The 24,304-nt window shown below is 60.2% G+C and carries 24 protein-coding genes; 13 read left to right on the forward strand and 11 right to left on the reverse strand.

Going from position 1 to position 24,304, the window contains the following annotated elements:
• The first annotated feature begins 95 nt into the window (after window positions 1-95).
• The 3 genes from cysT to HQN82_RS02255 are packed head-to-tail and all read left to right on the forward strand — an operon-like array spanning window position 96 to window position 2,870.
• Window positions 96-953: a sulfate ABC transporter permease subunit CysT gene (cysT, locus tag HQN82_RS02245; protein ID WP_006700003.1), complete on the forward strand. Its 858-nt coding sequence runs from the start codon at window positions 96-98 to the stop codon at window positions 951-953.
• Entirely contained in the window at window positions 946-1,818 is an 873-nt protein-coding gene (cysW, locus tag HQN82_RS02250; protein WP_022555771.1) for a sulfate ABC transporter permease subunit CysW, read from the forward strand. The genes cysT and cysW overlap by 8 nt, the downstream gene beginning before the upstream one ends.
• Before the next feature lie 11 nt (window positions 1,819-1,829).
• Window positions 1,830-2,870, forward strand: coding sequence for a sulfate/molybdate ABC transporter ATP-binding protein (locus tag HQN82_RS02255; RefSeq protein WP_173614491.1), 1,041 nt, complete (start codon window positions 1,830-1,832; stop codon window positions 2,868-2,870).
• Window positions 2,871-3,535: 665 nt separating this feature from the next.
• On the opposite strand, the gene HQN82_RS02260 is transcribed toward HQN82_RS02255, so the two are convergent.
• From HQN82_RS02260 to HQN82_RS02270, 3 genes are all read right to left on the reverse strand, one after another.
• Entirely contained in the window at window positions 3,536-4,549 is a 1,014-nt protein-coding gene (locus tag HQN82_RS02260; protein WP_173614492.1) for an NAD(P)H-quinone oxidoreductase, read from the reverse strand.
• A gap of 87 nt (window positions 4,550-4,636) precedes the next feature.
• Window positions 4,637-6,439 (reverse strand): GGDEF domain-containing protein, encoded by a 1,803-nt coding sequence (locus HQN82_RS02265; protein WP_004440459.1) that lies wholly within the window; start codon window positions 6,437-6,439, stop codon window positions 4,637-4,639.
• A 168-nt stretch (window positions 6,440-6,607) separates the two neighbouring features.
• On the reverse strand, window positions 6,608-6,844 hold the full coding sequence (locus HQN82_RS02270; protein ID WP_022555776.1) for a ribbon-helix-helix domain-containing protein: 237 nt from the start codon (window positions 6,842-6,844) through the stop codon (window positions 6,608-6,610).
• Between the two features lie 370 nt (window positions 6,845-7,214).
• Here HQN82_RS02270 and betI point away from each other — a divergent pair, with 370 nt between their 5' ends.
• The 3 genes from betI to betA all read left to right on the forward strand — a co-directional run bounded on the left by betI (window position 7,215) and on the right by betA (window position 11,049).
• Window positions 7,215-7,835: a transcriptional regulator BetI gene (betI, locus tag HQN82_RS02275; RefSeq protein ID WP_006700007.1), complete on the forward strand. Its 621-nt coding sequence runs from the start codon at window positions 7,215-7,217 to the stop codon at window positions 7,833-7,835.
• An 11-nt stretch (window positions 7,836-7,846) separates the two neighbouring features.
• Window positions 7,847-9,328, forward strand: coding sequence for a betaine-aldehyde dehydrogenase (gene betB, locus HQN82_RS02280; RefSeq protein ID WP_173614493.1), 1,482 nt, complete (start codon window positions 7,847-7,849; stop codon window positions 9,326-9,328).
• A gap of 71 nt (window positions 9,329-9,399) precedes the next feature.
• Entirely contained in the window at window positions 9,400-11,049 is a 1,650-nt protein-coding gene (betA, locus tag HQN82_RS02285; protein WP_173614494.1) for a choline dehydrogenase, read from the forward strand.
• 2 nt (window positions 11,050-11,051) lie between these two features.
• On the opposite strand, the gene HQN82_RS02290 is transcribed toward betA, so the two are convergent.
• Complete coding sequence (locus HQN82_RS02290) at window positions 11,052-11,351, reverse strand: type II toxin-antitoxin system RelE/ParE family toxin (RefSeq protein WP_173614495.1); 300 nt, start codon at window positions 11,349-11,351, stop codon at window positions 11,052-11,054.
• Window positions 11,348-11,620, reverse strand: a complete 273-nt coding sequence (locus HQN82_RS02295; protein WP_173614496.1) for a YlcI/YnfO family protein — start codon at window positions 11,618-11,620, stop codon at window positions 11,348-11,350. The genes HQN82_RS02290 and HQN82_RS02295 overlap by 4 nt, the downstream gene beginning before the upstream one ends.
• 145 nt (window positions 11,621-11,765) lie before the next feature.
• On the opposite strand from HQN82_RS02295, the gene HQN82_RS02300 reads away from it, so the two are divergent.
• Window positions 11,766-13,109 (forward strand): chloride channel protein, encoded by a 1,344-nt coding sequence (locus tag HQN82_RS02300; RefSeq protein ID WP_173614497.1) that lies wholly within the window; start codon window positions 11,766-11,768, stop codon window positions 13,107-13,109.
• 4 nt (window positions 13,110-13,113) lie between these two features.
• Here HQN82_RS02300 and HQN82_RS02305 read toward each other — a convergent pair whose 3' ends face one another.
• A complete protein-coding gene (locus HQN82_RS02305; protein ID WP_173614498.1) occupies window positions 13,114-13,866 on the reverse strand; it encodes a DUF3750 domain-containing protein in 753 nt (250 codons plus the stop codon).
• A 73-nt stretch (window positions 13,867-13,939) separates the two neighbouring features.
• Here HQN82_RS02305 and HQN82_RS02310 point away from each other — a divergent pair, with 73 nt between their 5' ends.
• The gene (locus HQN82_RS02310; protein WP_173614499.1) at window positions 13,940-14,938 is read left to right on the forward strand and encodes an asparaginase; all 999 of its coding nucleotides are present in this window, start codon (window positions 13,940-13,942) and stop codon (window positions 14,936-14,938) included.
• A 134-nt stretch (window positions 14,939-15,072) separates the two neighbouring features.
• Window positions 15,073-15,693 (forward strand): glutathione S-transferase family protein, encoded by a 621-nt coding sequence (locus HQN82_RS02315; protein WP_173614500.1) that lies wholly within the window; start codon window positions 15,073-15,075, stop codon window positions 15,691-15,693.
• Window positions 15,694-15,843: 150 nt separating this feature from the next.
• Here HQN82_RS02315 and HQN82_RS02320 read toward each other — a convergent pair whose 3' ends face one another.
• Window positions 15,844-16,503 (reverse strand): glutathione S-transferase family protein, encoded by a 660-nt coding sequence (locus HQN82_RS02320; protein WP_107340977.1) that lies wholly within the window; start codon window positions 16,501-16,503, stop codon window positions 15,844-15,846.
• An 82-nt stretch (window positions 16,504-16,585) separates the two neighbouring features.
• Complete coding sequence (locus tag HQN82_RS02325) at window positions 16,586-17,101, reverse strand: MarR family winged helix-turn-helix transcriptional regulator (RefSeq protein WP_004440484.1); 516 nt, start codon at window positions 17,099-17,101, stop codon at window positions 16,586-16,588.
• Window positions 17,102-17,242: 141 nt separating this feature from the next.
• On the opposite strand from HQN82_RS02325, the gene HQN82_RS02330 reads away from it, so the two are divergent.
• Entirely contained in the window at window positions 17,243-18,772 is a 1,530-nt protein-coding gene (locus HQN82_RS02330; RefSeq protein ID WP_006700017.1) for an MDR family MFS transporter, read from the forward strand.
• 30 nt (window positions 18,773-18,802) lie between these two features.
• Here HQN82_RS02330 and HQN82_RS02335 read toward each other — a convergent pair whose 3' ends face one another.
• Together HQN82_RS02335 and HQN82_RS02340 are read right to left on the reverse strand one after the other, a co-directional pair.
• On the reverse strand, window positions 18,803-19,102 hold the full coding sequence (locus tag HQN82_RS02335; RefSeq protein ID WP_072494131.1) for an addiction module antidote protein: 300 nt from the start codon (window positions 19,100-19,102) through the stop codon (window positions 18,803-18,805).
• Window positions 19,083-19,400, reverse strand: coding sequence for a type II toxin-antitoxin system RelE/ParE family toxin (locus HQN82_RS02340; RefSeq protein ID WP_072494132.1), 318 nt, complete (start codon window positions 19,398-19,400; stop codon window positions 19,083-19,085). Before HQN82_RS02340 ends, HQN82_RS02335 begins: the two co-directional genes overlap by 20 nt.
• A 238-nt stretch (window positions 19,401-19,638) precedes the next feature.
• On the opposite strand from HQN82_RS02340, the gene HQN82_RS02345 reads away from it, so the two are divergent.
• The 3 genes from HQN82_RS02345 (at window position 19,639) to HQN82_RS02355 (ending at window position 23,413) form a co-directional block, all read left to right on the forward strand.
• A complete protein-coding gene (locus HQN82_RS02345; protein WP_173614988.1) occupies window positions 19,639-20,649 on the forward strand; it encodes a ligase-associated DNA damage response exonuclease in 1,011 nt (336 codons plus the stop codon).
• A gap of 1 nt (window position 20,650) precedes the next feature.
• Window positions 20,651-22,276 (forward strand): cisplatin damage response ATP-dependent DNA ligase, encoded by a 1,626-nt coding sequence (locus HQN82_RS02350; protein WP_045532529.1) that lies wholly within the window; start codon window positions 20,651-20,653, stop codon window positions 22,274-22,276.
• A gap of 171 nt (window positions 22,277-22,447) precedes the next feature.
• Complete coding sequence (locus HQN82_RS02355; protein ID WP_173614501.1) at window positions 22,448-23,413, forward strand: alpha/beta hydrolase family protein; 966 nt, start codon at window positions 22,448-22,450, stop codon at window positions 23,411-23,413.
• Between the two features lie 85 nt (window positions 23,414-23,498).
• Here the strand turns inward: HQN82_RS02355 and HQN82_RS02360 are convergent, their stop codons facing one another.
• On the reverse strand, window positions 23,499-24,281 hold the full coding sequence (locus tag HQN82_RS02360) for a glycosyltransferase family 32 protein (RefSeq protein WP_162699290.1): 783 nt from the start codon (window positions 24,279-24,281) through the stop codon (window positions 23,499-23,501).
• Window positions 24,282-24,304 lie beyond the last annotated feature (23 nt).

Here is a 24,304-nt window from a genome sequence, read left to right on the forward strand (position 1 = left end):
GGGGAATACCGGCTCCCAGAGAGCACCTCCAGGACAGGCGGACCTCGGTTGACTGTCCCGGGAATGTTCAAAAACTAAGATTATCCGGAGCCTTGATGAGCAATAATATTTCCGGAAGCAGGTGGAAGTGGCGGCAGTCGAGCGTCATACCGGGCTTCGGCCTGACGTTTGGTTACACCGTCACCTATCTGTTTCTCATCATTCTTATTCCGCTTGGCGGCCTTATCTGGTCCACGGCGAAACTCGGTTTTGCAGATTTCATTGCGATTGCCACGGATAGCCGTACGCTGAATGCGTTGCGCGTCAGTTTTGGCACGGCGTTCCTCGCCGCATTGGTCAATGTGGTCTTCGGCGTCATCGTCGCCTGGGTTCTCACACGTTACCGCTTTCCCGGTCGCCGCTTCGTGGATGCCATCGTGGACCTTCCCTTTGCGCTTCCAACGGCGGTCGCGGGCATTGCGTTGACGGCGCTTTACGCCAATCGCGGCTGGGTCGGTTCGCTGTTTGAGCCCTATGGCATCAAGATTGCGTTCACGCCGACTGGCATCGTCATCGCGTTGATCTTTATCGGCCTGCCATTCGTGGTGCGCACCGTGCAGCCGGTGATGGAGGAGATCGACCGGCAGGTGGAGGAGGTGGCAGCAACGCTCGGTGCCAATCGTTTCCAGACCATAACCCGCATTCTGTTGCCGAGCCTCACACCCGCCATCCTAACGGGGTTTGCGCTGGCCTTCGCGCGTGGTGTCGGAGAATACGGCTCGGTCATCTTCATCGCCGGCAATATTCCCTACGTCTCGGAAATCGCGCCGCTCCTCATCGTCATCCGGCTGGAGGAGTTCAATTATGCGGCTGCGACTGGCATCGCCACCATCATGCTGATCATCTCCTTTGCCATGCTGTTCCTCATCAATCTCATTCAGGCCTGGAGCCGCAAGAGGTACGGTTATGTCTGAGACTGTTTCCCGCACCACGCCGCGTCCGTTTCGCGATCCCGCCAGCGAAAGCCTGCCAGCGCGGCTGGCACTGATCGCCATCGCCTTCGTCTTCCTCGCCGCATTTCTCGTCCTGCCCCTGGTTTCGGTCTTCTTCGAAGCCTTCCGCAAGGGCACGGAAAGCTTCTGGGAGGCGATTTTCGAGCCGGATGCGCTTTCCGCCATTCGCCTGACGCTGCTCGTCGCCGCTATTTCGGTGCCGCTCAACCTCATTTTTGGAGTAGCGGCCGCCTGGGCCATCGCGAAATTCGAGTTCAAGGGCAAGGCATTCCTGATCACGCTGATCGACCTGCCATTCTCGATCTCTCCGGTCATATCAGGTCTGGTCTACGTCATCCTGTTTTCCTCGCACAGCGTGCTAGGCCCATGGCTGAAGAGTTACGGCATCGAGATCCTCTTTGCGGTGCCGGGCATCGTGCTCGCCACCATCTTCGTCACCTTTCCCTTTGTCGCGCGCGAGTTGATCCCGCTGATGCAGGATCAGGGCAATGGTGACGAGGAGGCGGCGATTTCGCTTGGCGCATCCGGCTGGCAGACCTTCTGGTACGTCACGCTGCCGAACATCAAATGGGGCCTGCTTTATGGCGTGCTGCTCTGCAACGCCCGTGCCATGGGCGAGTTCGGCGCTGTCTCGGTGGTTTCAGGCCATATTCGCGGCGAGACCAACACCATGCCGCTGCATGTCGAGATACTCTATAATGAGTACAATATCGGCGCATCCTTCGCCGTTGCGACGCTGCTTGCCGGTCTGGCTCTGGTGACCCTCGTTCTTAAAACCATTCTCGAAATACGCTTTGGCGCGGGCAACGCAGCCGGCAAGCATTGAAAGGCATCTTCATGGAAGTGAAAGTTTCCGGCATCACCAAGCAGTTTGATCGCTTTCCGGCGCTGAACGATGTGTCGCTCAACATTCGCTCGGGCGAGCTGATCGCGCTGCTTGGTCCTTCCGGTTCCGGCAAGACGACGCTGCTGCGTCTGATTGCCGGTCTTGAGCAGCCGACGACGGGCCAGATTTTCTTCGGCGACGAAGACGCCTCGCACCGCACCGTGCAGGAGCGCAATGTCGGTTTCGTTTTCCAGCATTACGCGCTGTTTCGCCACATGACGGTGGCAGACAACATTGCTTTCGGCTTGAAGGTGCGACCCTCCGCCAAGCGTCCGCCAAAAGCGGAAATCCGTAAGCGCGTGTCCGAGCTTCTCGACATGGTGCACCTTTCCGGGCTTGAAAAACGCTACCCCTCGCAGCTCTCGGGTGGTCAGCGCCAGCGGGTGGCGCTCGCCCGCGCCGTCGCCATCGAACCGAAGGTGCTGCTTCTCGATGAACCCTTCGGTGCGCTTGATGCCAAGGTGCGCAAGGAGTTGCGCCGCTGGCTGCGCGAATTCCACGACCGCACCGGCCACACCACCGTCTTCGTCACCCACGATCAGGAAGAGGCGCTGGAACTGGCGGACCGCGTCGTCGTCATGAGTCAGGGCAAGATCGAGCAGGTCGGCACCGCCGATGACGTCTACGACACGCCGAACTCGCCCTTCGTCTTCTCCTTCATCGGCGAATCCTCCAGCCTGCCGGTCACCATCCGTGATGGCCATGTGCTGTTCCAGGGCGAAAGCATCGGCGTAAACGAAAGCGGCGCAGGCGAGGGCGAATTGTTCTTCCGGCCGGAAGACGTGGTGCTGACGGACGAAAATGACGCGCTTTACGGCAAGGTCACCACCTGTCGCCGCCTGGCCGGCACCCGCATCGCCGAAATCGACATCGCCAATAACGGCCATGAACCCTACCACCTCGAAATCGAAGTGCCGCTCAACGCCGCCGTGGCGGTGGGTGCCGAACTGCGGTTCCGCCCGACGCGGTGGAAGGTGTTCGGGAAGAAATAAGGAAGAGGTGACCGCCGTTTAGGGTCGATGGTTTGTCGCTTTCTAACGCGCGCCACGTTTACTCCGATTCCACGTTACACCACGGTTGAAATCATCGACGGTTCTGGGTGTCGTTACCCCCCTCTGTCCTGCCGGACATCTCCCCCTCAAGGGGGGAGATCGTTCCGTGGCGAGGTCTCGCGCATCTCGACGGTTGGAAATGAAGTGGCAAGAAAGCCTCCTGCCGATCTCCCCCCTTGAGGGGGAAATGTCCGGCAGGACAGAGGGGGGTAACGACACCCAGAACCGTCGATGGTTTCAACGGCGGTGAACTGCAATCTGATTAAGGAGATTTTCTCGTCGCGAGAGAACCGCACCTGCACTCGAAGCGCAGATTTCTCAATAGTCGAAGCAATAAGCAAAAACGGAAAAGGGCCGCCTGAGCGACCCTTCCATGAGTTTGGTCCTGTTTACAGACCCGGGACTGTTTCTCAACGTTCCGAAGGCAGAAGAGGTTTACAACGAGGGCTGCCCCGTCGAAAACACACCCTTTCCATTGCCTGCACCAGAGACCGAAATCTCACTAGACATTGGATCACCTCCTTCCGATACGTTGAACATAACTAGAAGGTAGTACGATTCGTGAGTAATGCAAGAGGGCTAACTGAGAACTTACTCTGCAGCACCTAGTCGACTCGCATCACGATCTTGCCGATATGGCTGCTGCTTTCCATCAGCCGGTGCGCTTCCGCAGCCTCATCCAGTGTAAAGACGCGGTTGATGATCGGTGCGACCTGGCCGCTTTCGATCAGCGGCCAGACCTGATCCACGAGATCGTCACGGATGGCGCGTTTCTCGTCCGCCGTGCGCGGGCGCATGGTGGAGCCGGTGACGGTGAGGCGCTTGACCATGATCGGTGTGAGGTTGACCTTGTCGGCCACGGCGCCCCCGAGAAAGGCGATGATGGACAGGCAACCATCCTTGGCCAGCGCCGCAAGGTTCTTTTCGAAATAGGCAGCACCGATCATGTCGAGAACGACATCGACGCCCTTGCCGCCGGTTTCGGATTTCACGACTTCGGCGAAATCCTCGTCGCGGTAATTGATCGCCCGTTTGGCGCCGAGCTTCACACAGGCCTCGCATTTTTCCGCAGAACCCGCCGTGGCATAAACTTCCGCGCCGAATGCTTTGGCAAGCTGGATCGCCGTCGTGCCGATGCCGCTGGTGCCGCCGTGGATGAGCACGGTTTCACCTTCGGTCAGGCCCGCCATCTGGAAGAGATTGGCCCAGACGGTGAAGAAGGTTTCCGGCAAGGCTGCGGCTTTGACGGCGTCGTAGCCTTTGGGGAAGGGCAGGGCCTGCCCAGCGGGAACGGCGCAATATTGCGCATAACCGCCGCCATTGGCGAGCGCGCAGACCCTGTCGCCAAGATTGAATTCATCGACGCCTTCGCCAAGCGCAACAACCTCGCCGGCGATCTCAAGGCCGAGGATCGGACTTGCATCCTTCGGTGGCGGATAGGTTCCCTGGCGCTGCGCGATATCCGGCCGGTTGACGCCTGCTGCCTCGACCTTCACCAGAACCTCGCCTTTCGCGGGCTTCGGCAAAGGCGCTTGCGAAAGACGCATCACTTCCGGACCGCCATGGGAGGGAAGGTCGATGAAACGCATTTTTTCGGGCAGGGTCTTGGGGTCGGGCATGGTCAGGGGCAACTCCTCACTATCGGCGTCGCCTGAAGATGTAGGTCAGATGCGCCGCTTAGGGAAGAAGGCCGTTTGTCACTGGTGTCAATTTGTCTCGCCGAAGACCCGGATGACGAGGCCGCTGTCATTTTCCTTCGCAGCCGCCTTCACACCCGCGATCTCGCTGCCGATGCGCTCGGGATTGGCGATGATCAATCCTTTGGGCAAGCTCAGAACGCCAATGGAGCAGCGCAGCAGCGCGAAGTCCCGCTCATTGCCGTGCCGGTCCTGGCCCTTCATGCAGCCCGCCTCGCGATCCTCGGCCGAATACAGTTCCGCGACATCGTCGTGAAAATCGCTGAGCAGCCGCTCGAGTATTTCCGTCAGGTCTTCCACCGCCCAGTCGCGCACGCCGATGAAGAAGTCATCACCGCCAATATGTCCGAGGAAGCAGTCGCCGGCAAAAAAGTAACGGCGCATCAGGGCTGAAAACAGGGTGATGGCGTGGTCGCCGGCGTTGAAGCCGTATTTGTCGTTGAAGGGTTTGAAATTGTCGAAGTCGCAATAGCAGAAGAAACGTGTCTCGTCGCCGTCGCTGCAGCGGTCGGCGATGAAGCCGCCAATCGCGCGGTTGCCCGGCAGTGCCGTCAGCGGGTTCTGGTCCTGCGCCATCTTCAGCTGTTTTTCATTGATGACCTTGATCAGCGAAGCGGCGGAAACGATGCCGGCATAACGCATGTTTTCGGTGAGGATAATGCAGGCGCTGCCGCCCATGCTGGCAAACATGTTCATCAACTGGTCGGCATCGGCATCGAGACCGACGATCGGCGCGGCGTCGACGAAATGGGAGATGGTGCGCTCATAGATCTTGTTCTTGAGCAGGTCACGGCCAAAGGGTCGGTAGATATATTCCTTGAGATGATATTCGTTGATGACGCCGCGCGGTTCGCCGTTGGCATTGAGAACCGGAAAAAACGCCTGCTGCGGGTTTCTCCGGAAGAGCTCGAAGACGCTGTCGACGCTGTCATGTTCGAAGACGGTGGGAAGTCGTTCGATTTCACGGCGGATCAGGATCTCATCCAGAGTCTGGCTGTTTCGCCGCGCCACGCCGATGCGGTTGATGTGGGGAAAGCTCTCCGGCAACTCGCTGGTGAAGACCGTTGGCCTGGCGATCAGCCAGCCCTGCACCAGGTCGACGCCGAATTCGCGACACGTCAGGAACTCCGCTTCCGTTTCAATGCCCTCGGCAATGACCCGCACCCCCAGAACATGGGCAATATTGACGATGCTGCGGACAAGATGCTGCTTGCGCGGCAGATGATCGACGCCGGTGATGAAGTGACGATCGATCTTCAGATAGTCCAGCGGAAAATCGCACAGAAGCTTCATCTCGCCGTGTCCCGCGCCAAAATCGTCGATCGCCAGCTTGAAGCCCTCTTTCCGCATGCGGGCAATCAGCGTCGTGAATTCGGGGACGCTTGTATTGTCGAAACGTTCGGAAAGCTCGAAGCAGATGGAGGAGGGGGGAATACCCGCGCGCGCCAGATGGCCCACAAGCTTGTCGAGAATGGCGTCGCCCTGCGCGATCAGCCGCACATCGAGGTTGAGAAACAGGGTGGCGGAGGAGAAGTCAGGCAGGGTGGAGAATTTCGCCAGCGCGCGGCTCGCCAGCATCTGCTCGAAAGCTTTGAGTTCGCCGCCCTGCGCCGCCTGGTCGAGAAGCGCCAGCGGATCGGAAAACCCGAGCCGGTCGTGGCCGCGCATCAGTGATTCATAACCGAAAATAGTGCCCGTCGTCGCCTCGACGATCGGCTGAAACGCGGTTTCCAGCACGAGCTTCGCCATGGGAAACATGTGCCCGGAGGCAAATCGCCTTACGGCATCGTTTTCCAGCGTAACGGCCTGCATTTCTGTTCTCCGCTATTACGGCTTTCCTTCCGTGGCTGACGTAAGGAGAGCCTTTCTCTTTTGCGGCGAACAATCGCAGATTACAGGTCAACAAAAGCTTTCACGTCTGTGAAGCTTTGATGAACGTTTTGTTGCAACCCCCTTGATATATGGGGTAGTAGCCGGGCCTCACGCCCGGCGGACATGTCCTGAGTGCGCGGCATAGAGATCAGCCACGTTCACCCGCTCCCGGTCGGCTTCCACGGGTTCCCTGGACTTCGCGCCCATACCGTGTGCGCCAGACGCCGCCCATAATCGCAGCGCTTCCCTGACGACCTCGCTACCGGATGCATAAGCCCCGCAATTGACGGCTTCGCGCATTCTCGCTGCCTGTTCCGGGGAAATCGATACTGTCACCATTGGCATGATATCACTCCCTTCTTTAAACACTGCGAACGGTCATTCGATGCCCGGATGGGTATCGGCTGCCGTCTTGGTCTAGGGCGGGCGTTTTTATTGTCTTTCGTCTGGCGCCGCTTCCAGCGAAATTTGTATCAGCTGGGATATTAGCACGGAACGTGTTCCATTCCCAATTCGCAGTATATCACGGTTTAGTTTTTCCCCCGTGACCGCGCCGGGAGCATGAAGATGATCCTCACGCGCCGGCCATTGCCGAAACCAGGGTCCGTCCGATGAGAAAGAATTGATTTACAGCAAAATAGCGACACGGAATGGCGCATTTTTTATTGATTGATCAGTCAATCAAGAATATTTTGCCGCCCTCAAGGAGATCGTCATGCCCAAGGTCGGAATGGAGCCTCTGCGCCGAAAAGCGCTTGTGGATGCGGCGCTACGCACCATAGGCCATCATGGCTCGTTGAATGTGACAATGTCTGACATCGCCCGGGAAGCGGGGGTGTCGGCGGCGCTTGCGCATCATTATTTCGGCAGCAAGCAGCAGCTCCTGCTGGAGACCATTCGCAGCCTGCTGCGTGATCTCAGGCGTGATGCGGTGGCGGCGCTGACCCGTGCTTCCGGCCCGCGCGAAAGGCTGAGCGCCATCGTCCATGTCTCCTTCCAGAGCGACCAGTTCACGCCCGAAACGGTGGCGGCATGGCTTGCCTTTTACGTTGAGGCGCAGCGCTCGGAAGAAACCCGCCGGCTGCTGGTGATTTATTCCCGCCGCCTGCGCTCCAACCTCATGGCAAGCCTCAACCGGCTCTGCCCGCCCGATGATGCCGCACGCATTGCAGAAGGGGCGGCGGCGCTGATCGACGGGCTTTACATCAGGCACAGCTTGCGTTCCGCCCCGCTCGGCCTCGCTTCTGCACCGGCGCTGGTCGAAGACTATTTCGACATGCAGCTCAGATCCTTTCCCGATGGACAGCGCGCCAAGCCGTCCATCCGCACTCTCTAGGAGACTTCGACATGACCATCGCCACGCCACTCAGGGCGCAGCCGAAAGCCTCGCATTTCATCGACGGCGATTATGTCGAGGATAATACAGGCACGCCGTTCGACAGCATCTTCCCCGCAACCGGCGAGATCATCGCCCGGCTTCACGCCGCAACGCCGGCGATTGTCGAGCGTGCCATCGCCTCGGCCAAGCGCGCCCAGAAGGAATGGGCGGCAATGAGCCCCATGGCGCGGGGACGCATCCTCAAACGCGCCGCCGATATCATGCGCGAACGCAATGAGGCGCTTTCGACGCTGGAAACGCTGGATACCGGCAAGCCCATTCAGGAAACCATCGTCGCCGATCCGACCTCGGGTGCGGATGCCTTCGAATTTTTCGGCGGCATCGCGCCATCAGCATTGAATGGCGATTACATCCCGCTCGGCGGCGATTTCGCCTATACGAAACGTGTGCCGCTCGGCGTCTGCGTCGGTATCGGCGCGTGGAACTATCCGCAGCAGATCGCCTGCTGGAAGGCCGCGCCTGCGCTCGTCGCCGGCAATGCCATGGTCTTCAAGCCTTCGGAAAACACCCCGCTCGGCGCGCTGAAGATTGCTGAAATCCTTATCGAAGCGGGTCTGCCCAAAGGCTTGTTCAATGTCATTCAGGGGGATCGTGATACGGGGCCGCTGCTCGTCAATCACCCGGATGTGGCGAAGGTCTCGCTTACTGGCTCGGTGCCGACCGGCCGCAAGGTGGCCGCCGCTGCCGCCGGGCATCTGAAGCATGTCACGATGGAACTGGGCGGCAAGTCGCCGCTGATCGTCTTCGATGATGCCGATATCGAAAGCGCCGTCGGCGGTGCGATGCTCGGCAATTTCTACTCCTCCGGGCAGGTGTGCTCCAACGGAACGCGTGTCTTCGTGCAGAAAAAGGCGAAGGCCCGCTTCCTTGAAAACCTGAAAAGCCGCACGGAAGCGATGATCCTCGGCGATCCCCTCGATTACGCCACCCATCTCGGCCCGCTGGTCTCCAAGGCCCAGCAGGAGAAGGTTCTCGGTTATATCGAAAAGGGCAAGGCGGAAGGTGCGACGCTCATCACCGGCGGCGGCATCCCCAACAATGTCGCGGGTGAGGGCGCTTATGTGCAGCCCACCGTGTTCGCCGACGTGACCGACGACATGACGATCGCCCGCGAGGAAATCTTCGGGCCCGTCATGTGTGTGCTGGATTTTGATGACGAGGAAGAGGTTCTCGCCCGCGCCAACGCCACCGAATTCGGGCTGGCCGGCGGCGTCTTCACCGCCGATCTCGCCCGCGCCCACCGCGTGGTGGATCAGCTGGAGGCGGGCACGCTGTGGATCAATACGTACAATCTCTGCCCGGTGGAAATCCCCTTCGGCGGCTCCAAGCAATCCGGCTTCGGACGCGAGAATTCGGCGGCGGCACTGGAGCATTATAGCGAGTTGAAGACGGTTTATGTGAGCACGGGGAAGGTGGAAGCGCCTTATTGAGGTTCAGAGGGGGGTAACCCACCCCCTGACAGTCAATTGATCGGAACAACCTCTCATCGGAGAGAGCAACAATGCAAGCAGATTACGTCATCGTCGGCTCCGGCTCCGCAGGGTCCGCCATCGCCTACCGCCTGTCGGAAGATGGTCGCTATTCCGTCATCGTCATAGAGGCCGGCGGTTCCGATTTCGGCCCGTTCATCCAGATGCCGGCGGCTCTCGCCTGGCCGATGAGCATGAAGCGCTACAATTGGGGTTATCTCTCCGAACCCGAGCCCAATCTCAACAATCGCCGCATCACCGCCCCGCGTGGCAAGGTCATCGGCGGCTCCTCCTCCATCAACGGCCTCGTTTACGTGCGCGGCCATGCCGAGGATTTCAATCGCTGGGAAGAGCTCGGCGCGCATGGCTGGGCCTATGCGGATGTGCTGCCTTATTTCAAGCGCATGGAACATAGCCATGGCGGCGAGGAAGGCTGGCGTGGCACGGATGGGCCGCTGCATGTGCAGCGCGGGCCGGTCAATAACCCCCTGTTTCACGCCTTCATTCAGGCCGGCGCTCAGGCGGGGTTTGAACTGACGGATGACTATAACGGCTCCAAACAGGAAGGTTTCGGCCTGATGGAGCAGACCATTCACAATGGCCGTCGCTGGTCCGCCGCCAATGCCTATCTCAAACCGGCGCTGAAGCGCGGCAATGTCACGCTGGTCAACGGTTTTGCCCGCAAGGTGGTCATCGAGAACGGCCGCGCCGTGGGAGTCGAGATCGAGCGCAGGGGTGTGGTGGAGACCATCAAGGCCGGTCGCGAGGTCATCGTTTCGGCCTCCTCCTTCAACTCGCCGAAGCTGCTGATGCTCTCGGGCATCGGCCCCGCCGCCCATCTGAAAGACATGGGCATCGAAGTAAAGGCGGATCGCCCCGGCGTTGGCGCCAATCTCCAGGACCATATGGAGTTTTATTTCCAGCAGGTCTCCACCAAGCCGGTCTCGCTTTATTCGTGGCTTCCGTGGTTCTGGCAGGGTGTGGCCGGTGCGCAATGGCTGCTGTCGAAAGGCGGCCTCGGTGCTTCCAACCAGTTCGAGGCCTGCGCCTTCCTGCGCTCCGCCCCCGGGCTCAAGCAACCTGACATCCAGTATCATTTCTTGCCCGTCGCCATCTCCTATGACGGCAAGGCGGCGGCGAAAAGCCATGGTTTTCAGGCGCATGTCGGCTACAACCTGTCGAAATCGCGCGGCAACGTCACCTTGCGCTCCGCGGATCCCTCAGATGAGCCGGTCATTCGTTTCAACTATATGAGCCACCCAGAGGATTGGGAGAAATTCCGCCATTGCGTGCGCCTCACGCGCGAAATTTTTGGCCAGAAAGCATTCGACGAATTCCGTGGCCCGGAAATCCAGCCCGGTGAAAATATCGAGACCGATGAGCAGATCGATGCCTTCCTGCGCGAGCATCTGGAAAGCGCTTACCACCCCTGCGGCACCTGCCGCATGGGCGACAGAAACGACCCGATGGCGGTTGTCGATCCCGAATGCCGCGTGATCGGTGTCGAGGGCCTGCGCGTTGCAGACAGTTCGATCTTCCCGCACGTGACCTATGGTAACCTGAACGGCCCCTCCATCATGACGGGCGAAAAGGCCGCGGACCACATTCTCGGCAAGACCCCGCTGCCGCGCTCCAATCAGGAGCCGTGGGTGAACCCACGCGCGGCTGTCAGCGACCGGTGAGGTCAATGATAATCATCCTCGCGCTGGTGGCGAACGGCGGCAATGGTTACTGTTTCCGGGCCGTCGATGCGGAACAGCACGATATAGCCGGATGACCCGAACGGCACGAGGAGTTCACGTATCAGCCCATTTTCAGAAGACGCCTTACGGCAACTGAAGGGAAAATCGCTGAGAATGTCTAATCCTGCTCTTATGGCGTGAATGGCCTTCTCGGCCACATTGATGTCGTATGCGATCAGACAATCATAGATGCGATCGAAATCCGCCAGTGCTTCTTCGGTATAACGAAGCTGATATGTCATTTCCGTTTAGCGGCTTTTGCAGCATCGAGTTTTCTTTGCATCATCGAAAGAACATCGTCGGTGCTATAATAGACGCCAGTGCGCTCCGCTTCCTCAAGCGACGCCAGCCCCCGCGCAATGAACTCCGCCTGCGACTTGCGGATTTCCACCTGCCTGCGGACCGAATCCTCGACAAATGACGATAGCGTTTCGCCGTCCTTCAGCACGCTTTCTGCCGCCTCGCGGAAATCCGCGGTCACACGCAGCGAAGGCAAAGTTGCGGTTTTCATCTTGTCTCTCCGTGCGTTGCATTTGCGATGCAGATGATGTCGCGACGCTCGGTAAAAGTCAAATCCAAAACTTGCAAAGCTCGGTCGGCAGGCAGATAAAAGGTCTTTCCGCCTGCCTCTGCCGAAATCACTGATCTGGATCCCCATGCCCGTCGACTACAAAAAGCTGAAAATGCTCCGCCGTTCCCGTGTCGTCTGGGGTTCATGGCGGATTTGGAAGCCAAGGGCGGTTTTCTGGATTGGCGCGATTGCAGTTGGCCTTATCAGCGTCGGCTTCGCCTGGCTTGCCGATCGCGCCCAGCACCTTTTCTTCGCAGCGACGTCCTCAGGCGAAGGGAAGTTTCTGCTGCCGCTCATCATCACGCCGCTCGGCTTCACCCTTTGCGCCTGGCTCGCGATCACGGTTTTCCCCAATGCTGGCGGTAGCGGCATTCCGCAGGCCATCGCCGCCCGGCACCTGCGGGACGATGCGGATCGGTCGCGGCTTCTGTCGCTGAAGCTTGCTTTCGGCAAGGTGGTGCTCACGGTCGCCGGCCTGTTATCAGGAGCGTCGATTGGCCGTGAGGGGCCGACGGTTCAGGTGGGGGCCTCGATCATGCTGCAGGCCGCTCGCTGGGGCGGCATGGCGCAGGCCAAGGGCCTCATCCTAGCCGGTTCGGCGGCGGGCATTGCGGCGGCCTTCAACACGCCGCTCGCAGGCATTGTCTTTGCCATCGAGGAGATGAGTAAGACTTATGAATCCCGCGCCAACGGTCTTGTGCTGACGGCCGTTATCCTGTCGGGCCTTGCATCGCTGGCTCTGGTCGGCAGCTATACCTATTTCGGCACCAGCTCGGTCATGGCGAAAACGACGATGGACTGGCTGCTGGTGCTTGTCTGCGGTGTCGGCGGTGGTGCATTTGGCGCTCTTTTCAGCGCTGGTGCGTTGCGCCTCTCTGCACGTATCCGCCGTTTCGCCCAGACCATGCCCTTGAAGCGAATGCTGGCGGTTGCCGCCGCCTGCGGCCTTGCTTCCGCCGTCCTCGGCATCGCAACAGGCGGAGCGACCTTCGGAACCGGTTACGAGCAGGCCCGTGCGGCGATAGAGGGGCAAGCCGCACCGTCCTTCTTCTTCATCGAAAAACTGGCGGCGACTTTCCTTGCCATGATGTCGGGCATCCCCGGCGGCATTTTCGCGCCGTCTCTGTCGGTCGGTGCGGGTTTCGGCAGCACCATGGCGAGCTTGCTCGGCACCAGCATCGGCCTTGGCGCCATCGTCGGCATGGCGGGTTATTTTGCCGGCGTTGTGCAGGCGCCGATGACAGCCTTCGTCATCATCCTCGAAATGACCGGTAATCATGAAGGCGTCATACCCATCATGGCCGCATCGATGCTCGGATATCTGACGTCTCGGCTTTTCTCTCGCGAACCGCTTTATCACGGCCTGTCACGGGTCTTCATCGCCCAGAGCATCCGCGCCAGACGCGCCGCTCAGGCCACTGAAACGTGATGGCTCAAGCCCTGACGCCCGCCACGCCGAAATAACCGAGCCCCGGTATCTTCACGCCCGGCCGGGCGAAATCGATGCCGGCCACGAGACCGAGGAAGTTGATCTCGAAGCCGCTGCGCGCACCCGCCGAAATGCCGAACAGGCCGCCGAGCGAAACGCTTGCATCCTTCCAGTCGTCGGCGATGTGGTAAAATGCACCGTCCGGCAGATAGTCGCGGCCGACCGCATCCGGCGGCAGCACGACGCCGAGTTCGGGCACGCTGCGCAGCACATGGGCAACAAAGGTGTTGGAGTTGGGGCCGGGATAGATGCGATAGCCGCCCGGCTTGCCATAGGGATAATCGGCAATCGCCTTTTCGATCTTGGGGATCAGCTTTTCCGCCTCTGCGCCGTGAATGGCCACCACCTGGCGCGGCATGTTGGAATACCAATAGGCGTCCGCCGCATATCCATTATGGCGGATCGGCGTGCCCCAGCCCACTTTGTCATAACGGTCATAGCTCGTAGCGCCCGGCTTTTTCAGAACGACCCAGGCGTGGCTGGCAACCGAGCCCTTGAAGCCGCCGGTCATGGCGGAAAAGACGTAGACGGCGGCTTGCCCGTCGCTCGAAGCCGCCGGCAGCATGCCTGACGATGACCATCTGGCGGCATTCCAGCCGCGCGGATGGTCCTTCATGGCCCACAGTCCGGCCGACGCCAAAGCCGGCAGCAGATAGATAATGGCAATCGCCAGTAACAGACGTTTTGCAAATTTCACTGATGGCCCCGTGCATCGAAAAATCAATTGCGGTATCAACAACATAAAATCAGAATTTTTTGAGGCTGAGAGAATGAACAATTCCGTTACCGTCGAAGTCGTCAGGGGCAATCTCGTGGAAAGCCGCCACAGGGGCCTTGCGGTAGTGGTGGATGGCGATGGCGGCGTGCTGTTTTCAACGGGAGATGTGGAACGTGGCATCTTCCCGCGTTCGGCCTGCAAGGCCATGCAGGCCTTGCCGCTGGTGGAAAGTGGTGCTGCGGATGCCTATCAATTCGGCAGCCGCGAGCTGGCGCTTGCCTGTTCTTCTCATTCCGGCGAGGACGCACATGTGGAACTTGCCGCTTCGATGCTCGCCAAGGCGGGCAGGGATGTGGATACGCTGGAATGCGGCGCGCACTGGTCCTCCGACCAGAAAACCATCATCCATCAGGCCCGCACGCTGGAAAAGCCGACGGCGCTTCACAATAATTGCTCCGGTAAACATTCAGGCTTCATCTGCGCCTGCTGTCATACCGGAACGGACCCCAAGGGCTATGTCGGTTATGACCACCCGCTGCAGCAGGAAATCCGCGCGACGATGGAGAGCCTGACGGGTGCTGCGCTGGGTCACGACAATTGCGGCGTGGACGGCTGCTCCATCCCGACCTATGCGGTGCCGCTCAAAGGGCTGGCACATGGTTTCGCAAAGATGGCGACGGGCAGGGGGCTGGAAGCCGGCCGGGCGAGCGCCTCGCGCCGGCTCATGGAGGCCTGCATGGCAGAACCCTTCTATGTGGCGGGCACCGGCCGCGCCTGCACGAAGCTGATGCAGATCGCGCCGGGCAAGATTTTCGCCAAGACCGGCGCGGAGGGCGTCTTCGTCGCCGCCCTGCCGGAAAAGGGCATCGCCATGGCGGTGAAATGCGAAGACGGCACGACGCGTGCGGCGGAAGCCATGGTTTCTGCATTGCTCGCCCGCTATTTCGACGAAGGCAGTGCCGAACAACAGGCGCTGAGCGGCATCGCGAACCGGCAGATGCGCAATTGGAACGGCATCCATGTCGGCGATATCAGGGTCGTCGGTCTCTAAATAACCTTTGACGCGGCCGTTTGCCGGCACGATGATGACGCGCCCCGCACGTGACGGCCACCCCATGGCCCTCGCGGGGCGGTGTCCGCATGAGGAAGAAGCGGGCGCTTCATTGCTTTGGAGGTCGCATATCCATGTTCACATTGTTTTTATCCCCCGGTTCCTGCTCCCGCGCCAGCCATATTGTGCTGGAGGAATCGGGCCTGCCTTACAAGGCCCACCGCGTCAATTTCGCGGAAGGCGAGCAACGCTCCGAGGCATTTTTAAAGATCAATCCCAAGGGCCGCGTGCCGGCACTGGCGACGGAAAGCGGCGTGCTGACGGAGACGCCGGCCATCCTCGCCTTCATCGCCCAGATGGCGCCCGAGAAGAAACTCGCGCCGTTGGACGATCCCTTCGAATTCGCGTTGATGCAGTCCTTCAACGCCTTCATTTCTTCGACGGTGCATGTCGCCCATGCCCACGGCCGGCGCGGCAGTCGCTGGGCGAGCAAGGATAGCTCGCTTGAGGATATGAAGGCGAAAGTGCCGCAGACCATGGGCGAGTGCTTCGAACTGATCGAGCACGGCATGCTGCATGGCCCATGGGTTCTGGGCACTGCTTATTCCGTGGCCGATCCCTATCTTTTCGTCATGTCCGGATGGCTGGAAAGCGACGGCGTGGATATTGCCCGTTTCCCCAAGGTGCACGACCACTTCCGCCGCATGAACGACCGGCCGGCGGTCCAGCGCGCGCTCGCGGGGGAGAGGGGCTGAGAGGCTCAGTATTTCCGTCATTCCGGCCCTGAGCCGGCATCCAGCCGACGCGCGTCTGCGCGGCGAGAAGGGTCCTTTCAGCCCAAGGACTTGGGCTGGCTGGATGCCGGATCAGGTCCAGCATCACGGAGGGGTAAGGGGCTTAACCGCTCAAGCCGCCTCGGCCGCGCGCGTATCCCACATCGTCTTGAACGCCGTGCGGGCCTGGCAACGATCCAGCCAGGCCTTCAGAGCTGGATGGGCGTCGAACAGCGGCTTGTGGCCCTGTGCGTAACGAACGATTTCCGCCGCGTTGAGATCGGCGACGGTAAAGCGATCGCCCACCAGATAATCATGACTGGACAGATGCTGCTCCAGCACCCGGAAGGGGCGCTTCAGCAGGCGGCCGGCAACATCGATCACGGCCTTGCCGCTATCACTTTCCGACAGGCCTTCGGCGATGGCGGAGGAAATCTTCAGCGAATTCGTCTCCACTTCGGTCGCAGCAAAGAAGGACCATTGCAGCATCGCCGCATCTTCCTTCAGATCGATCGGCGCAAGCGGTCCGCCATATTTGCGGGCGAGGTAGAGATTGATGGCCATGGATTCGTAAAGCACCATGCCGTCATCCTCGATGCAGGGAATGGTGCCCATCGGGTTGACGGCCAGGAAGTCCGGAGACAGCGTGTTGAGCGGCGCATCCGCAGCCAGCGGATCGGCAAGACGGCGGGCCTGTATCACAGGCACATGCTTGAATGCTATGCCGAGTTCGCCCGCCAGCCATAATGTGCGTGTGGCGCGGGAACGGTAGACACCGTAAATCGTCAACATCGAAATTACCCCTTCAACCTGTCAGATGGCGGCAAGTTACGGTCTTGCCCTCTTAAAGTGAAGCTGTGGATCGCAGCGCCAACTATGATTTTTTCTGATCCGGCAGGAGGTCTGTATCGGGCGAGAGCCGGCATTCGAAACGGTCGATGAACCGCTCGAACAGCCGGGCGAATGTCTCCACATCCTCCGCCGGCCAGCCATCCATCACGTCCTCGATAACGCTCATCTTCGTCCGACGCATTTCCTGCAAAAGACTGGTGCCGAGCGGGGTGATCTCTACGATGCTGCGGCGGGCGTCTTGCTGGGAAACGCCGCGTTTCAGCAGCCCTCTCCCGACCATGTCGGCCACAACCCGGCTGCCGCGTGAGGGATCGATGCGCATGCCCTCGGCAATCGCGCCCACGGTCACATCGCCCTCCGCCCGGCGCAGAATGTCGAGCACGTCGATATGGGAAAGTTCGAGACCTGGAGCGAGCCTGGCAAGCGCCATGCGGCCGATGATGCGGCGGCCGATCATGATGCGCATGCGCGTCATCGTATTGCCGATCCGCTTGATGTCCTCTGGCAGATCCTCGTTCCAGTTTTCCTCAGTCGCCACGCTTCATCGTCCCTTTCGATGCTGTTTTCCGATCACGTTTAGCGGCAATAGCACAGATGTCAAAAACTTGCCATTGACATATATATGCTGATAGCACACAAATTGTCACAGTAAATCTGCCTGAAGCCAACGAGATTTTTCATGGATATGTCCACCGCCCCCGTGGCGCCGCTTGTGTCGGATCATCGCCGCAGGCTCATCGTCTTTCTGTTTCTGATGCTGGCCATGTTCATGGCGACCCTCGATAACCAGATCGTATCGACGGCACTGCCCACCATCGTCGGTGAATTCGGCGCGCTGGAGCGTTTCGGCTGGATCGGCTCTGCCTATCTGCTGGCGACCAGCGCGGTCATGCCCGTCTATGGCAAGCTCGGCGATCTGTTCGGCCGGAAATATGTGATGATCGCGGCGGTCGTCATCTTCACGCTCGGCTCGCTCGCCTGCGGGCTGGCATGGTCGATGGACAGTCTGATTGCTGCCCGCGTGTTGCAGGGCCTTGGCGGCGGCGGCATCATGGTGTCGATCTTTTCCGTCAATGCGGATCTGTTCGAACCGCGTGAACGCGCCCGTTACCAGAGCTATTCCAGCCTCACCATCATGGCATCGGGCAGTGTCGGCCCGATCCTCGGCGGCACGATGAGTGATCTCTTTGGCTGGCGGTCGATTTTCCTGATCAATCTGCCGCTCGGCATCATCGTTATTGCCGGTCTGGCGCTGATGCTGCCTTACCGACGCCCGGCGCGCCAGCCGAAGATCGATTATCTCGGTGCGGTCCTCTTGGCGGCCACCATTGCCAGCGTGGTCTTCTGGGCGGACAGCAGCGAATTGTTCGGCTCGCTCATCGCGGCCCCCAGCCTCGGCATCATCGCCTTCGCCGTCATCGCCGCGTTCCTCTGGGTGCAGGTGGAGCGGCGCGCGCCGGAACCGGTGGTGCCGCTGCGTCTCTTCAAGGACAGCACCTTTCCGCTGTTGATGATCGTTTCGCTGACCAGCGGCGGCATCGGCATCGGCATGGTCAATTATTATGCCCTGTTCCTGCAGACGACCACCGGCCTTTCCCCCTCCCATGCCGGCCTGTTCTTCATCGCGGTCACTGGCGGCATCGTCATGGGTTCGCTTTCGGCCGGACGGCTGATTTCGATCACCGGCGTCTACAAGCCCTTCTCGGTTGCGGGCCTGACAATCAACGTCATCGCCATGCTGCTCTTCACGCAGATGCATGCGGGAACGCCGCTTTGGCTGATCGCGGTGCTGATGCTGGCGCAGGGTTTCGCAGTCGGCCTCGGCCAGCAGGCTCCGATCATCGGCGTGCAGAACTCGGCCCCCAAGGCTGACATCGGTGCGGCAAGCGGAGCGGTAACGCTGACCCGCATGGGTGGTGCTGCCATCGCCATCTCGGTCTATGGCGCCATCGTATCCACAAGCCTCAAAGGTGTGGCGGTGGATATTCCCGGCGTCGGCAAAATCGAGGAACTGACGCCGAAAATCCTCTCGGAACTGCCCGCAGCCTCCCAGGCCGCCGTCGCCTCGCTTTACTCGGATGCGTTTACGCCGCTGTTCTTCGCGGCCGCCGCAACCGCTGCCATCGGCCTTGCGGCGGCGCTGATGCTGAAACCGGTGCGGCTACCGGCTGCGGTTGAGGCGAAGCCGGCGGAAGTGGCGGGAGAGTAGGGCGCGAAGGGTCGGTGTGTGAACGCCGCCTTACGCGGCGTTCGATGACTTTTCGACGGCCAGTCGGAAGCCTAGCGAATGCAGGACTTTCTGCACGGTCTCGTAGCGGAGCTTCGAACCGGGCTTAAGTGCCTTATAGAGACTTTCCCGGCCGAGACCTGCGGCATCCGCGACATGCGACATTCCGCGAGCTCTGGCGACCGCGCCAAGGGCGGCGATGAAGACGTCGGGATTCTCGTCTTCCATCGCCACTGCCAGGTATTCGAGCATGGCTTCATCGCTATCCAGGTAGTCCGACACATCGAATTTGCTAAACTGCGTCACGGTCATTCCTTCCTATTGTTTGCGCCATCTCGACTGCCCGCTTTATGTCCCGCTTCTGCGAGGATTTGTCTCCGCCGACCAGAAGGAAATACACCCTCTTGCCAATGCGTGTGAAATAGACCCGATAACCCGGACCACAGTGGATGCGCATTTCTGAAACACCCCCACCGACCGGCTCGCAATCGCCGAAATTCCCGTGCTCGGCCGCGGTAAGGCGATGAAGAATTCGCGCCTTTCCGGTGCGATCTTTCAAAGCCTTCAGCCATTCGTCGAACTCTGCCGATTTCTCGAAATCGTTCGTCATAGAATGTATCCGATAGGATACGTTTCTGCAAACTCGAATCTCATGATTGTCCTCTAAGTCGGTCTTGCGCTGATGTTGTGTGCAAACCGCGGCGACAACTCGATACAGTCCCGGCTCAAAGCCGAAATGACAGGGAGGCGACCGCAAAACAAAAACGCGCCCATTGGAAATTTAACGCGCGTTCCGCGTTATGCTCGCAGCACTTTAGATTCGCGCGGGCGGCCCTATCTCAATGAACATGAAGCCGGAACAGCTTTTGAATTCCACGCCCAAGGGCCTTTATTGCCCGACGGGTGATTTTTATATCGATCCCGTGCGGCCCGTGGCGCGGGCGCTCATCACCCATGGTCATTCCGATCACGCCCGCGCTGGCCATGGCGCGGTGCTGGCCACGCGCCAGACGCTGGATATTATGCGCATCCGTTATGGCGAGGATTTCTGTGGCAGCGAGCAGGCGGTCGCATTCGGCGAGATGGTGGAGGTAAACGGCGTCACCGTCGGTTTCCATCCGGCGGGCCATGTCCTGGGTTCGGCGCAGATTTCCGTGGAAATGAACGGTCTGCGCATCGTGGCGTCCGGCGATTACAAGCGCGGTATCGACCCCACCTGCGCCCCCTTCGAGACGGTGCCCTGCGATGTCTTCATCACCGAAGCCACCTTCGGCCTCCCGGTGTTTCATCATCCGCTGCCGCGTGTGGAAACGGCCAAGCTGCTCACCTCCATCAAACAGTTTCCCGAGCGGACGCACCTTGTCGGCGCCTATTCGCTGGGCAAGGCGCAGCGCGTCATCAGGCTCCTGCGCGATAATGGTTATGCCGAGCCGATCTATATCCACGGTGCGCTGGCGCGGCTCTGCGATTATTACGTCTCGCAGGGTATCGATCTCGGTGATCTCAGGCCCGCAACACTGGAAAAAAGCGATCCTTCCGCCTTCAAGGGCGCGATTGTCGTCGGACCGCCCTCGGCGTTTCAGGAGCGCTGGGCGCGCCGCTTCAACGAACCACTGATTGCCTTCGCGTCCGGCTGGATGATGGTGCGGCAGAGGGCAAAGCAGGGCGGTGTGGAATTGCCGCTGGTGATCTCGGACCATTGCGACTGGCCGGAACTGCTGGAGACGATCAAGGAAATTTCCCCGCAGGCCGTCTGGGTCACCCATGGCCGGGAGGAGGCGCTGGTGCGCTGGTGCGAATTGCAGGGCATCGCCGCCAAGCCACTGCATCTCGTTGGTTACGAGGACGAGGGGGATTGAGATGAAAGCCTTCGCCACCCTTCTTGACCGCCTGGTTCTCACCCCGTCGCGCAATGGCAAGCTGAAGCTGCTGACCGATTATTTCCGCGATACGCCCGATCCCGACCGGGGTTACGGGCTGGCGGCCATTGCCGGCACGCTGGACCTCAAGAGCGTCAAACCGGCCCTGCTGCGCGAGCTGGTGCTGGAACGCATGGACGAGGTGTTGTTCCGCTATTCCTATGATTATGTGGGCGATCTCGCCGAAACCATTTCGCTGGTCTGGGGCAATATCGGCGGTGCTGACGATTCAGAGGCACAGGATCCGCGTCTTGGTGAAGTGGTGACACTGATGAATTCGCTTGGCCGTACGGAGGTGCGCGGTGCGGTGCGTGATCTCCTGGATCGGCTCGATACGTCCTCTCGTTTCGCTTTCCTCAAACTTGCCACCGGCAGCCTGCGCATCGGTGTTTCGGCCCGGCTGGCGCGTCAGGCGCTGGCGGATTTTGCGGGGAAAGACATCATCGAGATCGAAACCCTCTGGCACGGGCTGGCGCCGCCCTATACGCCGCTTTTCGCATGGCTCGAGGGTAAGGCGGACCGCCCGGTGCTGGCAACGCCCGCCATCTTCCATTCGGTGATGCTGGCGACGCCGGTGGCGGATGGCGACCTCGATGGGCTGGACCCCGCCGACTACGCCGCCGAATGGAAATGGGACGGTATTCGTGTGCAATTGTCCCGCGCCGGTGGGACACGGAAACTCTATTCCCGTTCAGGCGACGATATTTCAGGCGCCTTCCCTGACGTTCTTGACGCGATCGATTTCGAAGGTGTGATGGATGGTGAGCTGCTGATTGGCGGCACGGCACGGTCCAACAATCTCACCCGAACCTTTTCCGACCTGCAGCAGCGACTGAACCGCAAGACGGTGACGGCGAAGATGCTGGACGACTATCCCGCCTTTATCCGCGCCTATGACCTGCTGTTCGACGGCGAGAGCGATATCCGCGCGCAGACCTATCTGCAGCGTCGCGGCCGGCTGTCTGACATTATCGAACATGCACCGCATGACCGCTTCGATCTATCGCCACTGATCGGCTTTTCCAGCTGGCAGGAGCTCGATACGCTACGCGCCGCACCGCCCGATCCGGTCATCGAGGGCGTCATGATCAAGCGCCGCGACAGCGCCTATCAGGCCGGCCGCGCCAAGGGGCCGTGGTTCAAGTGGAAACGTGATCCCTACAATATCGACGCCGTCATGATGTATGCCCAGCGCGGCCACGGCAAAAGATCGAGCTATTATTCCGATTTTACCTTCGGTGTCTGGGCGGAAGGCGAGGATGGCGAACAGCTTGTTCCCGTGGGCAAGGCCTATTTCGGCTTCACCGATGCGGAGCTGGAGGTGCTGGACAAGTTCGTGCGCGACAATACCGTCGAGCGTTTCGGCCCTGTGCGGGCGGTGCGCGCCACGCCGGATTTCGGTTTCGTGCTTGAAGTTGCCTTCGAAGGCATCAACCGCTCTACCCGCCACAAATCCGGCGTCGCCATGCGGTTCCCCCGCATTGCCCGGCTGCGCGCCGACAAGTTGCCGGCCGAAGCCGACAGGCTTTCAACACTGGTGGCGATGATCGACGGTGTGGAAGGCTAGGGTGGCACGATCGCCTGTTTATTTCCCTGGGCGTCACAGTCGGGGCGAGGCGACGTCCAGAAATTGCCACGATGGCTGCGAATACATTGTTGTCATTCGCGAATCCGTGATTGGACAGCCTCCCGCCGCAGTGCTGAACTGCTAATGCAACCATCCTCGTCAGGTGACAATATGGCAGACAAACGCTTTCTTTCCTCACCCTTCGGACAGGAAGAGAGCGGCACGATCTCGCCGGGCATGACGCGGCGCGGATTGCTCGCTGGCGCAATGGGGCTGTCAGCAGCGGTTATCCTGCCGCCCGCCGTGAAAGCGGGCATTCCGACACCTGAAGTCTTGCCGCTGGAACGGCAGGATTATGCGGAGGCTCGCCGACGTTTCCACACCCACCTGCTGCGCAAGATGGCGGCGCCGGAGAAATCCTCGGCGCTTGGCACACCGCCCGGGGCGGAGCGTGTCACCTATCGTGGCGGGCCGGATGGCTCGATCGAACTTGTCGCCTGGCTCTCCCACTACCAGCCGTCAAAAACACTGAAACCGGCCGTCCTCTTCCTGCACGGCGGCAACGCCACCGGGGATGGCCATTGGGCGCTGATGAAGCCATATTGGGAAGCGGGCTTCGTTGTGCTGCTACCGTCCTTTCGTGGCGAAAACGGCCAGAACGGCAATTATTCAGGCTTCTACGACGAAACCTCGGATGCGCTGGCGGCGGCCACCTATCTTGAAAATCTTCCCGGCATTGACAGAGCTCGCTTCTTCATCGCCGGCCATTCCAACGGCGGCACGCTCACGCTTCTGGCAGCCATGAGCCGTAAATTCCGTGCTGCGGCCCCCATATCCGCTGGCGTCAATTCATGGCGCTATTTCAACCGCTATAGCGAGGAGATCTGTTTCGACGAAACCAACGAACGCGAATTCATCATGCGCTCCTCCGTCTGTTTCGGCCCCAGCCTCAAATGTCCGGCACTGCTGTTGCGCGGCACGGAGGAACGACCTTTCGACGCCGATCACCAGCTTTTTGTGGACCGCGCCCTGACCTCGGGTTTCAGGGTCGACAAGAAGCTGTTGCCCGGCACCCATAACGGCGTGGTGCCGCATGCGGTGGAGGAAAGCATCCGGCTTTTCAACGCCTTCGTCTGAAATGCGAACTGTGCCGCTGTCTAGGAACGTCTGGGGTTGAGGAGCACGTCCGGCCAGACCGCTTCGCACGTTTACCGGAGATGCCCTAGTTCTTGACGATGGACGTCTTGGCTTGCTCCGCCCACCATGCGCCGTCTTTTTTGTCGGCATATTGGGCGCGCTTGTTGGTGAACTGACCCTGCGTGCACATTTCGCGGTAGTTGCGGACCGGAAGCCCCAGTTCCTTGACGACGGCATGCACCACCGTCGGGCCGGTCATGTCATAGACGCTGGCGAGCGTTCCGTCTTCGATATTCCGGGAAATACGGTCGGCCATCAGCCTGAGCGCCGGGTGGCCGGGCCTGGAGGCCATGAAGTAATTCGTGATCTCGCCGCTTTTCATGGCGATGAAAACGGCCTCTTCCTGCGGGTCGATCACATCTTCGGGGCGGGCCGCAAAATTGGAATCGATATCGAGATAGATGCCGCCTTCCTGCAGCAGCACCAGAATACGCCAGAAATCCGCCTTGGCGGCGCCCACCTGCAGGCGACGGAAGGCGTCGGCATAACGTCCGGGAAAATGGCGGTCGATATAGGCCTGACACGCCTCGTCATCATGGTAACGATATTCGAATTCCGGCGTCAGCCAGCGGTTGAACAGGAAATTCGCATAGATCGGCGTCGTGACCCGATTGGAGTAATTCGTCTGCCAGATAATGCGAGGGATGGCTTTTTCCGTTTTTGGGCTGCGTCTGGCAGGCTGATGCTGCGGGAGCGTCTTTCTCCTGCCGGGCCGGATGAACAGATCGATGGAGAAAATAACCTTGACGATGTTCCCGCCGATCTTGATCGCGCGGTACGCTATGCGGTTATAGCCAGTCTCAGCCAAGTTCAGCGCTCCCTCGCGTGGAA

The organism is Agrobacterium pusense (genome assembly GCF_013285525.1).
Lineage (GTDB): Bacteria > Pseudomonadota > Alphaproteobacteria > Rhizobiales > Rhizobiaceae > Agrobacterium > Agrobacterium pusense.

Coding starts and splice junctions, on each gene's coding strand:
- HQN82_RS02270 (WP_022555776.1), bottom strand. CDS start 6,844: ATGCCAATGGTGACAGTATCGATTTCCCCGGAACAGGCAGCGAGAATG.
- betI (WP_006700007.1), top strand. CDS start 7,215: ATGCCCAAGGTCGGAATGGAGCCTCTGCGCCGAAAAGCGCTTGTGGAT.
- HQN82_RS02345 (WP_173614988.1), top strand. CDS start 19,639: ATGAAGCCGGAACAGCTTTTGAATTCCACGCCCAAGGGCCTTTATTGC.
- HQN82_RS02355 (WP_173614501.1), top strand. CDS start 22,448: ATGGCAGACAAACGCTTTCTTTCCTCACCCTTCGGACAGGAAGAGAGC.
- HQN82_RS02310 (WP_173614499.1), top strand. CDS start 13,940: ATGAACAATTCCGTTACCGTCGAAGTCGTCAGGGGCAATCTCGTGGAA.
- HQN82_RS02260 (WP_173614492.1), bottom strand. CDS start 4,549: ATGCCCGACCCCAAGACCCTGCCCGAAAAAATGCGTTTCATCGACCTT.
- betB (WP_173614493.1), top strand. CDS start 7,847: ATGACCATCGCCACGCCACTCAGGGCGCAGCCGAAAGCCTCGCATTTC.
- betA (WP_173614494.1), top strand. CDS start 9,400: ATGCAAGCAGATTACGTCATCGTCGGCTCCGGCTCCGCAGGGTCCGCC.
- HQN82_RS02295 (WP_173614496.1), bottom strand. CDS start 11,620: ATGAAAACCGCAACTTTGCCTTCGCTGCGTGTGACCGCGGATTTCCGC.
- cysW (WP_022555771.1), top strand. CDS start 946: ATGTCTGAGACTGTTTCCCGCACCACGCCGCGTCCGTTTCGCGATCCC.
- HQN82_RS02340 (WP_072494132.1), bottom strand. CDS start 19,400: ATGACGAACGATTTCGAGAAATCGGCAGAGTTCGACGAATGGCTGAAG.
- HQN82_RS02255 (WP_173614491.1), top strand. CDS start 1,830: ATGGAAGTGAAAGTTTCCGGCATCACCAAGCAGTTTGATCGCTTTCCG.
- HQN82_RS02320 (WP_107340977.1), bottom strand. CDS start 16,503: ATGTTGACGATTTACGGTGTCTACCGTTCCCGCGCCACACGCACATTA.
- HQN82_RS02300 (WP_173614497.1), top strand. CDS start 11,766: ATGCCCGTCGACTACAAAAAGCTGAAAATGCTCCGCCGTTCCCGTGTC.
- HQN82_RS02330 (WP_006700017.1), top strand. CDS start 17,243: ATGGATATGTCCACCGCCCCCGTGGCGCCGCTTGTGTCGGATCATCGC.
- HQN82_RS02265 (WP_004440459.1), bottom strand. CDS start 6,439: ATGCAGGCCGTTACGCTGGAAAACGATGCCGTAAGGCGATTTGCCTCC.
- HQN82_RS02315 (WP_173614500.1), top strand. CDS start 15,073: ATGTTCACATTGTTTTTATCCCCCGGTTCCTGCTCCCGCGCCAGCCAT.
- cysT (WP_006700003.1), top strand. CDS start 96: ATGAGCAATAATATTTCCGGAAGCAGGTGGAAGTGGCGGCAGTCGAGC.
- HQN82_RS02335 (WP_072494131.1), bottom strand. CDS start 19,102: ATGACCGTGACGCAGTTTAGCAAATTCGATGTGTCGGACTACCTGGAT.
- HQN82_RS02290 (WP_173614495.1), bottom strand. CDS start 11,351: ATGACATATCAGCTTCGTTATACCGAAGAAGCACTGGCGGATTTCGAT.
- HQN82_RS02350 (WP_045532529.1), top strand. CDS start 20,651: ATGAAAGCCTTCGCCACCCTTCTTGACCGCCTGGTTCTCACCCCGTCG.